This is a genomic window from Actinomadura napierensis, assembly GCF_039529375.1.
GTDB lineage: Bacteria > Actinomycetota > Actinomycetes > Streptosporangiales > Streptosporangiaceae > Spirillospora > Spirillospora napierensis.
The window spans coordinates 1-15,890 of the sequence record NZ_BAAAMR010000075.1; the positions used below are offsets into that span (position 1 = coordinate 1).

Sequence of the window (15,890 nt, forward strand, 5' to 3'; positions counted from 1 at the left end):
GGCGCTGGCCGGGCCGGTGCCGCCGGGGCCCGCGCGGCCCGCAGCCGCTGGGCGCGCGTCGTCCTCACCCTCGTCATCGGCCTCGCCGGCGGCTACGTCGGCCTCCTCGTCGGCGGACGCACCGTCACCCCCGTCGGGCCCGCGAACGTCCAACTCGTCCTGCATCCGTCCCTGCACGGCGGCACGACCCTCGAACTCCCGCCGCTCGGCGCCGTCCACCTCGACACCCACGCGGGCCCGGTCTCCGTCGAGGCCCACCTCACCGACGTCCGCCCCGCCCAGGTGCAGCAGCTCATCGAGGACGACTCGGCGCTCGACCGCCTCACGAACAAGATCGCGGACCAGATCCGGCACGGCGTGACCGTCCTGCTCGTCCACGCCGTCGTCCTCGCCCTGGTCTTCGCGTTCGTCGCCGCGCTGCTCCTGTTCCGCTCGTGGCGGCGCGCCCTCGCCTCCCTCGGCTTCTCCGCCGCCGGCGTCCTGGCCGTCGCCCTCGTCGCCTGGACGACCTTCGACCCGCAGTCCCTCGCCGAGCCCCGCTACACCGGCCTGCTCGCGAACGCGCCGCAGGTCGTCGGCAACGCCGAGAGCGTCTTCACCCGCTTCTCGCACTACCGCGCCCAGCTCGCCCGCCTCGTCGGCAACGCCTCCAAGCTGTACGCGGCGACCTCCAGCCTCCCCACCTACGAGCCGGACCCGTCCACCATTCGCGTCCTGCACGTCTCCGACATCCACCTCAACCCGACCGCCTGGAACGTGATCAAATCGGTCAGCACCCAGTTCCAGGCCGACTTCGTCATCGACACCGGCGACCTCATGGACCACGGCAGCAAGCCCGAGGACAAGTTCGCCGACTCGATCTCCGGCCTGAAGATCCCCTACGTCTACATCCGCGGCAACCACGACTCGGCGAGCACCCAGAAGGCCGTCGCCCGGCAGAAGAACGCCATCGTCCTGGACGACCGGACCCGTGAGGTGGAGGGCCTGCGCGTCTACGGCGTCGGCGACCCCCGCTTCACCCCCGACAAGAGCACCCGCGACGACTTCGTCGGCTCCGACCAGGTCCGGGCCGAAGGCGACGTCCTGGCCGACCGGCTCCGCAGGACCGGCACCACGCCCGACATCGTCCTCACCCACGACCCCGCCGAAGGCGAGGCCTTCTCCGGCCTCACCCCCCTGATCCTTTCCGGCCACCTGCACGCCCGCCAGACGAAACTCCTCCCCACCGGCACCCGCCTGTTCGTCCAGGGCTCCACCGGCGGCGCCGGCCTGCGCGGCCTGGAACACGAGCAGCCCACCCCCATCGAGCTGTCCGTCCTCTACTTCAACCGCGCCTCCCACCGCCTCCAGGGCTGGGACGACCTGCAGCTCGGCGGCCTCGGCCTCACCTCCGCCAAGATCGAGCGGCACCTGGAACCCGACCCCGACCGCGCCGTCAAGCCGCAGCCCCCGGCCACCGCACCGCCCGCGTCCCCGTCCTCCCCGTTCCCCTCGGAGTTCCCCTCCGACTGGCCGTCCCGGAGCCCGTCCCCTACCTCGACCGCCACCCCCACCCGCGAACCGGGGTAACCGTTTGCGCACCGCCCCGCCATGTCCTCTACACTTGACCGGGTCGAGTGGCAATGTTCTCCGCCACACCGGGCCCCCTTCGTCTAGCGGCCTAGGACGCCGCCCTTTCAAGGCGGTAGCGCCGGTTCGAATCCGGTAGGGGGTACAGCACAGATGGGAACGCCGCCACGCCCGGCGCCCAGGCGACCGGCCAACTGACGATCGCCCAGACATTCACCATCAGGGACGCTCGCCAGCGTCATTGAGTCATGGTGAGTGGCGTCTGCCGGGTCAGCGTGAGGACTGCCCCCGACCTCGCACGTGGCCTTGATCACCCGGGCGCATGCAGAGCAAGGTGCGTTTCGGCCTCATCGAGTAGAGGCGGCGTAGACGGGGCGCCCTTGGCTCCGCTAGCACCAGGATCAGTGGTGATCGACAGCACCTCGGAGACGTGCCCCCTCGCCGCGCGCAACCAGCGGGGTATTCGTTGGGTCACAGCAACCGCAGCCGGGTCAAGAACAGGCTCCAGTTCACCCGCTCAGGGCGCTAATGACCTTGTTCGCCTGCTCAACCACCCCCGCGACGGCAGCTATCCCCTCAGCCCCCTGTAGCAACCGTCTGCTTCGCTCGGCGAGCCGAAGCAGCCATGTCTGGTCCGGCTCGTCACGGCCAGCTTCTTCTTCGATTTGATCGGCGACGTTGGTAAGGGCAGTCGCCCGCTCGTCCGCCAACTCGTGGGCTACGCCACGCAGAGCGGACGCGAAGGCGGTCAGGTCCGCAACGGCGATGCCGTTGGTCTGGTTTTGCTGAACGTCTCGGTTGCCGATGGCGATCTGTCCACCGGAGATGTTGCTGAGGTTGTTGATCGTCACGGAAGCATTCCCCCTATGGGCGAGGTAGTCCGTTACGGACGCGTTGAAGTTCTCAACACAGTCAATCCCGTCAGAGGTGAGGCTAAGAGGCTGCCGAACGATCAAGTTTTTGTCGGCCAAGTACCGGCATGCCAGATCGACGTCCTCGACGGTGAAGAGATCGCCTTCGAAGGTGGCCCAGGGGGTCGTGAAGATCTCATCGAGTTGCGGAGAGCCCAAGCCTCCACCGGTGCACTCATCGAGCCAGAGGAGGACCCCCTGCCGGCAGGTTGCCCTCCGTAGAAGCCTGCTCTGGCGTCGGGCGGCTCGTTCCGCAACATTGCGGACCCCTCGGTCGGTGAGCCACAGGCTGTAGTCGAGGTATCCGCTCATGGCACCGGAGACATGCACCAGCCCGGTCTCATCCAAGATGGACACCACCTGGCGAAGCCAAGGCGGAGCTTCGTCTTGGCTGACGGCGCCGTCGATCCCGATGGTCGGCAGGAAGTCCCGAACCCGCGACGCACGCGGAGACATCTCGTCAAGCCAGTCAAGGAACTGGACACAGCCGAGGCCGATGGTCGTGTGGGGATCGGGCAGCACACCCCTTGTTGGATCGCTGTCGGCCTGAACAGGCACCTTGATGGGGTGCTTGTCGAACTCGCGCTGGATGTTCCGGGCCATCTTCTCTATCGCGCGCCGGTCGATGGTCACCTTCGTCCTCGCCACCCTCGCCTCCCCCTGCTGACTCAGTGCGACCCTCACGCTACACCCAAGATCCGCTGGCGCAACAGCCTCAGCGGGAGTATGGTGCTGAAAACTGAAGTGCACGGGGGAGGATCGTACGCTCTCCTATGCCGTGAGGGGGATCAGCGCATGTCTGCAGAACCGCCCCTGTCGAGTTGGGCGACGGACCGGTTCGGTGAGCGAGCCGGGGTCGTTCGTCGAACCATCGCAGAGTCAGTGCTCGGCGCGATCGTTAACGCCCAGGACGCTCAAGAAAAGTCGCAGACTGGCCGCGCCTACCCATTTGCCTGGACCTTGTACCCACGCAAGTTCGAAGCTCTGCACGAGGGCTTCAAGGAACAGCCCGGTTTCAACTCTGTGCGCCCCTTCGGTTCCATCCATCAGCTGACAGTATTGTCGGGTAACCTGTTGTTTCCATTCTGCTTCGCCAAGGACCGTTCAATCAACGTCATGAAGGTGAAGATCGCAGAAGACAAAGTTTTCTGGCCTACTAAAAGTTCTATTTGCACTATTTGGGCCCGAGCGGACGATCGAACAGCTAACTCTTGACGCTGAGGATGAGGAAGAATCCAAGAGGTTGGTGGCTGTCACTGATAGCCTTTCCAGGCTGCCAGAGGACACGGAACTTGTACTGATCCCGTACGCCTGCAACTTCAAGGCAGGCCTACTGGAGCTCTGGTGGGGAAATGCAGAGCTACTCGATGACGATGGGAATCTGGAGTGGCACCACTGTGAGCCGATTCCTGTTCCGGACACGCCACCTTCCGGCCGCCGGAAGCTACAGCCCGCTGTGGATTCTCTCTCACCAGGTGCTGGCCCCAGGTTCGATCAGGGACCCATTCCCATGCCTCCGATTGTCCCACGGACTCCTGTCGAGGTGAACAACTCAGAGAAGTATCCTCCGATCAACGAGAACGCTGACTCCTCAGATCAGGATGTTGCCGACAATGAAGAGTCATGAGCAGCTCAGTGCCTTTGGTGAGTCGTCCACCGGAGGTCATGAAAAGGTCAGCCCGCGCGCAATCGCCGATGGCTTCGACGGGACCCGGCTGACTCAGGCACGACGCCTTGCTGGACTGACAAAGAAGGAGGTGGCCGAACGCATTGGTGTGTCACCTTCCGCGGTCGGTCAATATGAAGCGGGAGTTACTCGTCCACGCCCGGAACACATACCTCTCCTGGCTGAGGCACTTACTGCCCCAGTTCAGTTCTTCCTGTCTGGCCGACCTCACGGCAAGTTGGACGGGTCTATGGCTCATTTTCGTAGCCTTCGCTCAGCCAGGGCATACCAGAGGGCAAAGGCCATCGCCTACGTGGAGCAAGTCTGGGAGTTGACTCACGCACTGGAAAAGCGTGTTCAATTGCCATTGATCGATCTACCAGGGTTCGCCGGTGGCGAGGTAGTTTCGGGGGTAGATTTGCCACGTGAACCGGCTGCTGCCGCTCAGGCATTGCGCGCTGCATGGGGGCTTGGAGAAGGACCGATTAGCCACATGGTGCGCCACATGGAGGCTCATGGCATCGTCGTCTCCCTGCCTCGCCCAGACGAGGATTCGGACAGCGTTGATGCGTTTTCGACCACGCAACTGCCAAGACCGATCGTTGTGCTAACCTCGAATCGAGCTAATGATGTCTACCGTCACCGCTTCACTGCCGCTCATGAATTGGGTCACCTAGTTCTTCACGGGGACACTGCGGCGGGCGACATGCAACAAGAGCGCGAGGCCAATGCCTTTGCAGCCGAATTTCTAACGCCGCGCGACAGTATCGTTTCAGAGCTGCCGATTAGAACAGACTTTCGGCGCCTTTCGGAGCTGCGCTCGAAATGGGGGGTTTCTATTGACTCCCTCTTGTATCGATGCAGGGAGCTCGGACTACTGTCGGACTCGGCGGCCAGTCGGGCTTACCAACGGCTCCATGAGCTGCGTGACCAGCCCGGATTTGCCCCCGAGCCGATTGTCGGATATCCGGGAGAGCAGCCTGTTCTCCTAGCCCACGCCTTCGATCTCGCGGCATCTGAAACGGGACTTACGGTGCCAGCTCTCGCTCGGGAGCTCTGTTGGTCCGTTCCACGCGTCCGAGAACTCATCGGGCTGCCTGAACAACGACCAATTCTTAAGCTCGTCCCCTAGGCGGCTCTGTGATTTTGGAACGCTCCTACATAGGAACTGCTGTAACTGAAGAACCATTCCGGCAGCCCGACCAGCCCATCCCGCCCGCGAGGCGGCGCCGTCCGCACCACCGGGGCCGGTATCGGCATGTGCGCCCACCTGGTCAACGCCAACTCGCGTGGCGAAACCTTCGGCACCTTGTTCCCGCCCCCATGCGCCGGCGCGCAGACCTGCACGTTGTTGCTCAGCGTCAGGCAGTCATGCGGGCCAATATGATCCGATTCGCCTCCCGCAGGCTCCTGGAGCGGCTGAGAGGGGGGCGCACCTCCACCACCTGGGTGTCCGTCGTCCTGGGCGCCGTAGCCGTAGCTGTAGGAGTTCACGTTCGGTGGCAAAGGATCCTGCGGCGGAGGCGCAGCCACGGAAGAGCTGACGAGCAGGCTGACGCCGGGCACGGCGGTAACCGCACCCACTCGTCAGCACCCATCGCCGATCGTGATGAACTTGCTGACCCGCCACTGCCCATCGGATCCCTTGACCATCAGGGCCTTGGTGTTCCCGTGACTGACCCCGCGGCTGAGCTTCTTACCCGTGGCCGAGTTCAGAAGCCCCGAGTCCCGCGAGTCCTGGCAGTCATACAGCGTCGCGCCACTCGTCGTGAGCTGGACTCTCTTCACGTGAACCACGATGTGGCCATAGGTCGCGATGTGCTGGCTTTTCATCTTGTCGATACGTTGCAGCACCCGCGATAGCTGAGGATCGGCCATAACGGTCGCGAGTTGCTGCTTACGCGATTCCGCTGGCAGAGAATCCGCACGGTCCAGCATCGCGACGAACCGCGTGTATGCCGCTGCTACGGCCTTCCCATCCGCATCCGTCGACGACGAAGGCGGGGGAGCGTTACGACTCACCGACGGCAAGGCGACCGCCTTGGGCGAGCTGCCACACGCAGACAGGGCCAAGGTGGCGCCTGCGAGGCTTAGCCAGTGGATCCCAAAAGCTACCCGCCGACCAATACCCGTCAAGTCCCCACCCTCACGCTTGATCAATTAGCCCACTGCCACAGGCGCACCGATTGCGACGTTGAGCGATCGTAGAGCAGGCGAAGCGCCTCGTCCTCCAAACAAAAGACCAAGGAAGGTAGATCTATCCAAACCGAAGCAGACACCCCGCTCACGCAAGTGATTCCGTCGTCGACCGCACACAGACCATTCAGGACACGAGACTCAAATCACCCAACTCCGACTAAGTCGCAATCCAGGTCGAATTCAAGTATTTCGTCGCCGGCCCTGGGCGCCAATGCCAAATCATGACAACGGATGGCGCGCCACGCAGCAGCGGATCCGCCACTCCTGGTAACCACATGACATGCCGTCCTCAGCCCCTCAGGAACGCCCAACCTTCGAACCGTGCGAGCCTTGGCTCGTTGGCCCTCGCCACCGACGTCCAGACCGTCAGCGACGCCGTAGATGGTTGCTTCCCGTGGTCGCCGGCGCCCTGGCCTCCTCTGCAGCAGCCCTCGTCCTGACGGTCGGCGGGCACTCCCACACAACAACGTCGCCTCCCACCGCCCGCGAAACGGCAACCGGCGAAATCAGGCACCCGCAGCCGAGCGCATCAATGAGCCCGACGCGCGCCACGCCTTCCCCATCGCACCGTCAGGCACCGGCCCGGGAACCCCGAAGGCACCGGCGGGTCTACGTGTCCGCGCACCCGTTCATGGCACAGCCACCCGCCCCGGCCCACCGCAACGCCCCGAACCTACGACGCGAAACTGCGAAGCCCAGACACAGAACCCACAGTCGTCTCTATACCCGTACCCGTACCCGTACCCGCAAGCCAACCCACGGTCGCAGGACGCCAGCCTGGGTCGGCCCCGAGTGCCGCCGCCGCTTCCCCCACGACCACACTCGCCAGTCAGCCTGCATCGCAGCCCTCCACAGCTACTTCAGCAGTTAACCGCATTCAAGCCGCAGCGGCGCATCGGTGGCGCTTCCCGCCTGGGATGAAATGAGAGCAGACCACCCCGTTGGAAATCAAACCCTGTGAGCTAGCCGAAGTGGTTGGGGGCTTCATTCCGCCCCTGAGCTTGCGAAAAACATGAAAGGATACCAGATCCCTGCGCCTCTCCCAAGGCGTTTACGAGAGCCAGCCGAACAAAGTTCCGGGACGCGATGAAGCACGGAAGAAATCGTTTCTGTTCGGCGGGTAAGAACTCACGATATTCCAAGGAACGACACTGCTCTCTCCTGGCCGCTGCACCATGTCCAAGAGCTCATAGGTGACGTTTGAGATCGACGTTGCTGACAATCTGTCGGCGAGCGTGGTCATTTTGACACTCAGCCCGCGACTCGATCGGGGCTCGATCAATTACGTTGCCCTGCGTGTAGCATCGCGAAATACAATGGCGTCGGATACTTAGATCCGCATACTACACATCTACGTACTCGTCACCTACGCGCCGTGATGCGAAAAGAGGTGTAGATATGTCAGCGACCGCAGCAGGCTTCAAATCCCGCCTATCGACCTGCCTCAGCCAAAAGCACCATTATCCCTGGACGGTACACGCCCGCTGATACGCCAGGTACAAGTGTCCCGCCACCCGGGTCAGCTGGCTGAAACGATGCACGCACACCCCCTGCACTCGGGGGGATGGTCCATCTCCAAGACGTACGCCGCGAAAGCGACGGGAAACTCACCTGGCGCCCCGATTATGTCCGTGACGATAATACGATCGGTACACCCAAAACGACCACCGAACAACCAACACACTCGGCGCTATTATCGAGACATATAGAGGCTTCGCAATCGTTCGAGCGTTAGAGTACCCTCCTTGCAAGCCTCCATGATCGGTCGTTCCGAAGCCACGAAAGCCTCGGCCTTCTCAACGACTTCGACAGCCATATCTGAGGGGAAACACACCGCGCCATGGACATCTGCGTGAACGATCTCGCCGTGCGAGGCAGTCATGCCAAACACGTTAACTTGATTACCGTAAGACACGATGTGCACGTGTGCATGAGACGGCCGCAGCCCCCGCCCCAAGATCAAAATGTCTCTTGGAAGCTTGTCTACATCGCGAATGCTTCCATTAGTCACAACCCCTGTGAAGCCCATTGCCTGATGAACTCGAGTGTTAAACTCACCCCAGAAAGGGCCCTTGCCGGCGTCAGAATCATCCAAATCTTGCATGACGCAGATTTTTGGCACTGCGACAACCTCATACATATATTCATAATAGCTCAATCGGTCCCGCTTCAATTGCTCACGATCAAATTCAGCCGGGTAGGCAGATCTCATAGTTGCAGTGAATGCTACACCCACCGCGGGCGCGGAGGTCCGATTGATCGCAGTTACATCACTTTTCGTGAAGCCATACCATCGGCGAGAGTCATCAATGAGTTCAAGTGCATTACAAATGGTCGGAGTGTCGTAATAACGTAGCTGCTCGAAAACTTGGCGATCAGGCGTCGTCATCTCACATAACCTTTTCTCTCAGGCAAGCTCGCCTAATTTCTGTTGCGACTTCTAGCGGTCGCGAACTACGTATTACGGCTTCACCGATCACCGCAACATCCAGGTTCTCGAGAGCCTGGAAAGATTCGATACTTTGCGCCGTAAGCCCGCCAGCCAACGCCAACTTGATATGCGACGCAGCTAGAGCCTCTGCCACCCGACGGGCGTGCTTTGCAGAAATATCCCCTCCAATACCTTGTTCATCCTTTCCCAGATGTAACACGACGTGACTCAATGATGCTCCACGAACTCGCGAAAGAAGGTCTCCTACCTCGTAGATACCCAACGAGTCAGCCATAACGAACTTGCCCCTAGAGAGAGCCTCGTTGCAGGCGGCCTCTATAGTCGGCCTAGGGGCTGCTGCCTGCACAATCACTCCGTCAGCACCTGCATCGAACGCCATCACCGCTTCGGCCTGTCCGCAGTCCATAGTCTTCCAATCAGCCACGAGGCAAGTGAGCGGAAAACGTTCGCGAAACATTCTAATTGCGTTTACACCATACCGCCGCAGCAAGGGGGTTCCGAGTTCGAATACGTCAACCAGTGGTTCGACTAGCGTCGACACTTCGGCGGCTTTCTCAAAATCCGTAAGATCAAGAGCAAGCTGGAAGCGGATTCGATCCACCGGAACCCCCCGCACCTCACTACGCCTGGTTAGCGCCACTTATAGCGATCACTTCTACCTCGACCTTACATTCAGGTCGAACCAGCGCAGATACCTCCACCAGCGTGCTGACTGGTTTAGAAGTCCCGAAGAACTCGTTTCGGATCGGAGAGACCACCGCAAAGTCGCGGATGTCCGTGAGGAAGATCTGCGCCTTCACGACGTCATCCATCGACGAGTTAGCGGCCTCCAGCACCGAACTGACCCGTTCGAACACGAAACGCGTTTGGACCTCGATGTCGTCGGAGACAGGGTTTCCTTCGTGATCGATTGCGATCTGGCCCGTCACGAAAATCATACGTGCGTCGCCGACATTCACGCTGTACCCATGCGAATAGGCACCCATCGGAGGCGTCATGGCCTCCGGAGTGATGGTTTCACGCTCGAGCACGTAAGTGTCGTCCTTTCTGCTAAGGAATCGGCTCTCGCATGAGAAGCTACCTGAAACACTAAGTCTCTCGCAACAAGATAGCTCGATTGCCGCCTTATTGGGCGCCCAAAACCGTAATTTGGTCTGGCCTTTGTGTCGAGGGCCGGCCGTTTCTCGCAGTTGATTGTCACACAGTCGAGCAACTATAGATGCGTAAGCGCTTGCGCCATCGGCCTAGCTTATTAGCAGAATCACACCGTAAGAACACAAGATCGCGTCTGCACTGATGCCGACAATCCTAAGACCTCGAAGAGGTAGAGCGCTCCGCAGCATGAAGATTGCACACAGAAACAATGTGAACCAAGCAGAATCGCCGGCCACTAGCCAGGTAAACTTTTCCCATCGCTCGTATGCGCTGGACCTGAAGTTGAGTGAAGCGCCAACGGTGATCCATAATAGAATGCCTAAAGGGTTGATTAATGTCAGGCCGAAGGTAGAAACTAGATCTGCGGCTCTACTGCCGTCATCGAACACCTCGGCGACATTTCTCTTTCCCGTTACTCCTTGGCGGAGAGAAGATAACGCGATAAGTACAAAAATTACTCCACATAGGCGGTGCACAATTGGCTTTTCGATGTCGAGTGACACGCCCTCGACGCTCGTCGTGATTAGCAGTGCGACGCCTGCTAATGCGGAATCGCCAATGATGGCACCAAGCGCGCAGTAGCATGCTGAACGCAGTCCGTTACGCATGCCGCGCTTCAGGATCAGCCAGTTTACGGGGCCAAAAGAAGCCCCGACTACGAACCCAAGCAGCAAGAGGGAAGCCACGAGCGGTATATTCCCGAGGCACGCATTCGGAACAGTGGAAGAGGCTTATACGTCCAGTCTCGGCCACGCTATTGCAACTTCAATCGGCGCGGTCCATCCTGTCGCCTATGGCTTGGGAGTGGGTACTACCCGTAGCAAGCGCTACCAGCGCCGCCATCGTGGGTGTTTCCGGGGTGATCGCAGGCTGGATGACTGCCCGTAGCCAGAGGCATCTGCAGTTAGTAGTGCATAAACGCGAAATGGCGCAGCGCGAACATTCTGAACTGCGTGTAGCTCGTCGTGAGATTTACGCACGTCTCATCAGTAGCCTGCATGCCTTTGCCGATGATGCTGCCTCGTTGCCCAGCTTGTTGCTAGCCTTTCAAGAGGCACGAATCATTGCTAGTGCAGAGGTGATAAGTGCTCTAGCGGCCGCTCAGGCATCCGTAGAAGAAGTACATTTGTGTCGCCGGCACTCCGCAGAAGCCCACCACACTGCACTCAGATCCCTTCTCGATGCCGAGATTGCGCTGACCGAAAGCATGCATAGAGAACTGCTAGGTCCTCCGGCGAGCACTATCACACACTACAAAGACAAAGATTCTTAGTGATGCTCTTCCTTAGGCGATTCCCCTTCCGCCATCGACGGCGAGAATCGCACCCGTGACCCAGGAAGCGGACGGTGAAAGCAGGTAATAGGCTGCTTCCACGATGTCTTCGGGCTCCCCGATCCGTCCGAGAGGATGGTTCGGCTTCATTTGATTGACCCAGTCTTCATAGGAAGATTCGTCGCTAAAAAGACCGGCCGTCTTCTGCAAGTTGCTGCGCACGACAGACGGGTTTATAGAATTCACTCTTACTCCGTGAGGTGCCATTTCGCGCGCTGCGGACTTAGTGAACATATCCAGGCCGGCCTTGCTGACGGAGTATGCGACGGAACCGCAAGGAGTGAGCGAGCAAACAGATGATATGTTAATGATGTTTGCCCCATCGGTTGCAGCGAGAAGCTCGAAGAGAACCTTGGTCATGTTGAATGCGGGAGAGAGGTTGCTTGACACAACCTCGTTCCATCTTTCGGCGGACTCGTCCTTTATGCCGCCGGCGCCTATGGTCCCAGCTGCGTTGACAAGTAGATCCACTCGTTCGAAACGCTCGCCGATTTCCTGGCTTATTGCCTGACAGAACTCGATGTTTCGCAGGTCTCCATGCTTGACAAAAAGTCGAGTTTCAACATCGCTTGCCACAGTGTTGGTCAGTTCGGCGGCGTGTTCAGCGTTCCGCCCGATTGCATAGACGCTCCATCCTTCGGTGAGCAGACGTTCGGCGAGCGCCCTACCGATTCCCGAAGTGCCACCGGCGATGCAGGCTACCTTGGTTACTGACACGATTCTGTCCTCCGTGAACTTTGAAGCTTCAAGCTCGGTAGTTGATGACGTACAGCGAGCTATCTGGGTGTTCGCATTTCCAGGATACCGCGACTGGCTCGCTGGTCCAGTTTATATCGAGAACCTGCTTGTACCAAGTATCTCGGACATATGCCCCGGTTTTCGGCGGTTGCCCCTTGCATGCAACTCGAGTGCCCCGATGATCCAGGCACTCCACCTCAACCGTGCGTGGACGAAAATTGAGGCTTACCGTAAAAGACAGAGCATCCAGGCCCCGGCTAATTCGCGACAGTGAAACACTCATAATTTCGTTTTTGGGAGATAGGACCTCAAGTTCTCCTGGAAGTGTTATTCTATGAACGATGTCGAATTCCTCGCCGGGTGACAACGGCCTCGGAAAGTACATTCGATAGGCGTGCGTGAACATCATCTGATTGTCACCGTTAAGCGGCTCAACCATCAGTTGCATCTGTGTTTGGGTATCAAAAGCCCGCACGTCGGTCTGGTCAAACCGTAGCTTTCTCTCAGACGATTCAGCATAGATGACGTGCGAACTGAGACGGTCAGAGGCGTTAACTCCCCGAAGTCTCCTAAGTGATACAAAATTACCCGAGTTATAATCCAAGAGATCTATACGCTCAAGAAGCTTGTAATGATGAACCGTATCAACATGGTCGGCGTTCACTTGCAAACTAAGTCCGGTGCCTAGCCTGGAGATCAGAAGAGACTGGTACAACGGCTCAAGCTGCAAGGCTGGCTTCGCCGACTGAAACGTGACTGCCGTGTTTGTCGGGTTAGTATTTTCTTTTGATTTCTTTCCCCTAACCAATCTGACTAGGGACTCTAGAAATTTGGTAGTTTCATCGTTAGCGTGCTTTTGTGACGTCTTGAGGTTGATTAGCTCGATTCCTCGGGTTCTACTGTCTCGAATTTCCGCATCACTAGCTTGCGGAACGACGGAGTAAAATGCGCGCCGATGCGGACCCAACTTCCTTAGCACTTCAGCGTTGAAGCTTGCGAAGGCGGGATCTTGCAGACTTGCACCCACAAAAAGTAGGGTTGATGTAGCGAGAAGGTTTTTCAGGTAATTGGTCAGAGCCGGCCTTGTATCAGTATAAGACTCGAAGTCTCCTCGTGTGAGTACAAGGCTCTTGGGCATACTTACGCAACCATTAATTTTTACTACGGGCAGCTGACTTCCCGACAGGTAAGCCAAGTCATCATCGCTAATGACTATTTTATGCGGCCGCTTCGGATCTAACGAAAGTGTTGTTTCGATTAGCTGATCGAAGTTCGTTGTGAGGATCGCACGAAAGGGTAGTTCCTTGATTAAGGCATGTGACATCGCGAAGCCTGATTCGGCTTTTTTGAGTTGGCGAACTACATGGGTATTTAGGAGGTATCTACCCTGGGCATGCGCTTCAACGTAATGCTGCGCGATGTCTATCGGAGAACTGGTCTCTGTAAGTCCGAGCTCTTGCGCCAGCTGCTCTGTCAACTTATCAAGACCTGGAACGCCGAGTGCTTCAGACAGTCGAGAGCCGGCGAAGAGTGTTATGTCTCCATTTCTTAGTTCGTCGACTAAGGAAGTGTAGCGTTGCTCAATGAGCTCTGCCGTCCATGATTCCGCCATGCACCGCACCTCTTTTGCACCACTGAAGATCCAGCGGGTGCCACTCGACGTAGATCCGTGCTCCCTCAGTGCGCTCGAGATCAGCCAAAAGAGCGGGCTGGGGTGTTCCCAGGTTAGACGAAGGATGGCCCACATGCCAGGGAACGCGTGCTTGTCGTGGGTGCGTGAGTGATAAGCGGTGAAGCGCGGCGATGCTGCCCGCGTATGGCATGGCCATCAACCAAGGGAGCGGATTTGATCGTTTCACACAAGTAGTAGTCCTCGTTCGAGGTGTTGTCCTGTTGGAGTGTGCCGTATGCCCACTTAAGGGGTGACCGAAAAGTACCCTGTACCTGGTAGGAGCTCGTCGAAGGTTAATGTAGATTGTCTAGTAAACCGGGCGGGTAATTCTGGTTTTTCTCGTACGCCGAAGCGAGCTAACGCTTACGCAGAGACCTCGCTCGTCAGTGGGACCATGCCGAGCTTGGACTTAGGAGCTACCGAGATCTGCCCTAGGCGAGCTCACGCTGGGCGCCGGTCAGGTCACTGTACGTCGATGATCATGGTGACTGATCGGTGCGCAGGAGACGCGGTAGAGTGCGTGTGAAAGACGGTCGAGGGCGCGATGGCACACGCTGGTAGTTGCCGCGTCTTAAGCTCGGGGCGCGGTGAAGACCGAGCTGCCTCTTATCCTGTCGATCTGTCCGCGTCGGGGGAAAGTGATCATCGAACTGGTGGACCGGTCATAGGGACAAGGCACCTTCTGCGACGAACTCGTCGTCTCGCCGTAACGCGGATGCCGGCAGCCGTCTCAAGGACTTGTGACCAGTCCAAGCCCCGGATCGAGGTAGACGTGAGCGTCGAGGACGCGGTGTTTCTAGGGTTGGACGTCGGCATGGGCGAACACCATGCCTGCGCCCTGGACTCCTCCGGCAAGAAGCTGCACGCCAAGCCCTTTCCCAACGACAAGCAGCGGCTGCGTGCCCGGTTTGCCCAGCTCAGTCGTCACGGCCGGGTACTGGTGATGGTCGACCAGCCCGCATGCGCCGCCTGGCTGACTAGCACCCCGGCAACGCCGAGACCGATGCCCGCGACGCCTACATCATCGCCTACGCTGCCCGCACTCGCTGCGCCGCGTCGACACACACCAGGAAGCCTTGGCAGAGATGGAGGTCCCCGTCGGGTTCGACGACGACCTGGCGGCTGAGTCGACCCAGCTGGTCAACCGGATCCGCGCGCTGCTGGCTACCATCCACTGGACCCGCACCCCACCACCTCACCCTCCAACTCTGCACCCAAACCTTCTACAACCTGCATGGGTCTAACGGCACCGCACGCGCAGTTAGGGGATGCGGATGTGGGACGGGATTGTTAGGCGGGCGTCGGGGGTGGGTCGAGCCGGTTGGCGGGCCTCCCCGTAGGGGGTACACACGGCATGAGCCCACGATCGATTACTGCGCGGCGGACGGCCCTTTAGCGTTACCTGCGCGTTCTCCCTTAGTATGCCTCGGTGTCAGCCGCTTGCGGCTCTGTACACGTCTGCCGGTAGTGCACAATCGGGGTTGCACAGGGGTGTGTGCATAACTTAGTTTGCAGATATGAGCGAGTCGTCGGGGCCACTGGAGATCACTGATCTGGAGGCGCTCAAGGCGTTGGCGCATCCGCGGCGGCAGCGCATCCTGCAGCATCTCGGCCTGCACGGGCCGGCCACGTCGGCGACGCTCGCCCGCGCCCTGGGGCTCAACACGGGCGCCACCAGCTACCACCTCCGGGAGCTGGCCAAGTACGGCTTCGTCGAGGAGGCGCCCAAGCGCGGGCACGCGCGGGAGCGGTGGTGGCGGGCCCCGGTCCGGGATCTGCGCATTCCGCCCCGGTCCCGGCAGAGCGAGCAGATGCGGGCCGTCGTGGACGAGGTGGTCCGGCTGGAGATCGCCGAGGACGTCGAGCAGTTCCTGCAGGTGCAGCGCGATTCGCCGGGCCCGTGGTCGGACGCCTTCCCGCACTCGCGGGGCTCGATCCGGATCACACCGGACGAGCTGGCGGAGTTCTTCGAGGACTACATCAAGCTGATCAACCGCTACAAGCGCAGCGAGGCCGACACGCCCCCGGGCGCCCGGACGGTGCGGACGCGGTTCTTCGCGTTCCCCGCGCCGCCGGAGGAGTCCGCGATCGGCGAGGACGGCGCCGAGGAGGGGATGGGCTGACCGCCTACCACGCAGATTGGGCCGCCGAGCGGCAACTCGGCGGCCCATGGAGGAAACGTCTCCGCCCGTAAG

Annotated in this window: 14 protein-coding genes and 1 tRNA gene; 7 read left to right on the forward strand and 8 right to left on the reverse strand. The window is 59.9% G+C overall.

The window, feature by feature from the left end:
* Together ABD296_RS33320 and ABD296_RS33325 are read left to right on the forward strand one after the other, a co-directional pair.
* Positions 1-1,569: metallophosphoesterase family protein (locus ABD296_RS33320; protein ID WP_344276452.1), on the forward strand; the 1,569-nt coding region annotated here is incomplete at its 5' end.
* Positions 1,570-1,641: 72 nt separating this feature from the next.
* A tRNA-Glu gene (locus ABD296_RS33325) sits at positions 1,642-1,714 on the forward strand.
* Between the two features lie 364 nt (positions 1,715-2,078).
* Here the strand turns inward: ABD296_RS33325 and ABD296_RS33330 are convergent.
* Entirely contained in the window at positions 2,079-3,164 is a 1,086-nt protein-coding gene (locus tag ABD296_RS33330; RefSeq protein WP_344276455.1) for a hypothetical protein, read from the reverse strand.
* Between the two features lie 111 nt (positions 3,165-3,275).
* Here ABD296_RS33330 and ABD296_RS33335 point away from each other — a divergent pair, with 111 nt between their 5' ends.
* Together ABD296_RS33335 and ABD296_RS50695 are read left to right on the forward strand one after the other, a co-directional pair.
* The gene (locus ABD296_RS33335) at positions 3,276-3,695 is read left to right on the forward strand and encodes a hypothetical protein (RefSeq protein ID WP_344276458.1); all 420 of its coding nucleotides are present in this window, start codon (positions 3,276-3,278) and stop codon (positions 3,693-3,695) included.
* 398 nt (positions 3,696-4,093) lie between these two features.
* Positions 4,094-5,278: a helix-turn-helix domain-containing protein gene (locus ABD296_RS50695; protein ID WP_407061542.1), complete on the forward strand. Its 1,185-nt coding sequence runs from the start codon at positions 4,094-4,096 to the stop codon at positions 5,276-5,278.
* A gap of 455 nt (positions 5,279-5,733) precedes the next feature.
* Here the strand turns inward: ABD296_RS50695 and ABD296_RS33345 are convergent, their stop codons facing one another.
* The 5 genes from ABD296_RS33345 to ABD296_RS33365 form a co-directional block, all read right to left on the reverse strand.
* Positions 5,734-6,084 carry a hypothetical protein gene (locus ABD296_RS33345; protein ID WP_344276461.1) on the reverse strand — a complete coding sequence of 117 codons (351 nt, stop codon included), beginning with the start codon at positions 6,082-6,084 and terminating at the stop codon, positions 5,734-5,736.
* 1,954 nt (positions 6,085-8,038) lie between these two features.
* Positions 8,039-8,734: an RraA family protein gene (locus ABD296_RS33350; RefSeq protein ID WP_344276464.1), complete on the reverse strand. Its 696-nt coding sequence runs from the start codon at positions 8,732-8,734 to the stop codon at positions 8,039-8,041.
* A gap of 1 nt (position 8,735) precedes the next feature.
* Positions 8,736-9,398: an orotidine 5'-phosphate decarboxylase / HUMPS family protein gene (locus ABD296_RS33355; protein ID WP_344276467.1), complete on the reverse strand. Its 663-nt coding sequence runs from the start codon at positions 9,396-9,398 to the stop codon at positions 8,736-8,738.
* Positions 9,399-9,417: 19 nt separating this feature from the next.
* Positions 9,418-9,828: a RidA family protein gene (locus ABD296_RS33360; RefSeq protein WP_344276470.1), complete on the reverse strand. Its 411-nt coding sequence runs from the start codon at positions 9,826-9,828 to the stop codon at positions 9,418-9,420.
* A 213-nt stretch (positions 9,829-10,041) separates the two neighbouring features.
* The gene (locus ABD296_RS33365) at positions 10,042-10,638 is read right to left on the reverse strand and encodes a LysE family transporter (RefSeq protein ID WP_344276473.1); all 597 of its coding nucleotides are present in this window, start codon (positions 10,636-10,638) and stop codon (positions 10,042-10,044) included.
* Between the two features lie 107 nt (positions 10,639-10,745).
* Between ABD296_RS33365 and ABD296_RS33370 the strand changes: the two genes are divergently transcribed.
* Entirely contained in the window at positions 10,746-11,225 is a 480-nt protein-coding gene (locus ABD296_RS33370; protein WP_344276476.1) for a hypothetical protein, read from the forward strand.
* Between the two features lie 12 nt (positions 11,226-11,237).
* Here ABD296_RS33370 and ABD296_RS33375 read toward each other — a convergent pair whose 3' ends face one another.
* Together ABD296_RS33375 and ABD296_RS33380 are read right to left on the reverse strand one after the other, a co-directional pair.
* A complete protein-coding gene (locus ABD296_RS33375; RefSeq protein WP_344276479.1) occupies positions 11,238-12,002 on the reverse strand; it encodes an SDR family NAD(P)-dependent oxidoreductase in 765 nt (254 codons plus the stop codon).
* Positions 12,003-12,030: 28 nt separating this feature from the next.
* Complete coding sequence (locus ABD296_RS33380) at positions 12,031-13,635, reverse strand: SIR2 family protein (RefSeq protein WP_344276482.1); 1,605 nt, start codon at positions 13,633-13,635, stop codon at positions 12,031-12,033.
* Positions 13,636-14,509: 874 nt separating this feature from the next.
* Between ABD296_RS33380 and ABD296_RS33385 the strand changes: the two genes are divergently transcribed.
* Both ABD296_RS33385 and ABD296_RS33390 read left to right on the forward strand, forming a co-directional pair.
* The gene (locus tag ABD296_RS33385) at positions 14,510-14,821 is read left to right on the forward strand and encodes an IS110 family transposase (RefSeq protein WP_407061543.1); all 312 of its coding nucleotides are present in this window, start codon (positions 14,510-14,512) and stop codon (positions 14,819-14,821) included.
* Positions 14,822-15,212: 391 nt separating this feature from the next.
* The gene (locus ABD296_RS33390) at positions 15,213-15,818 is read left to right on the forward strand and encodes an ArsR/SmtB family transcription factor (protein ID WP_344276485.1); all 606 of its coding nucleotides are present in this window, start codon (positions 15,213-15,215) and stop codon (positions 15,816-15,818) included.
* The last annotated feature ends 72 nt before the right edge of the window (positions 15,819-15,890 follow it).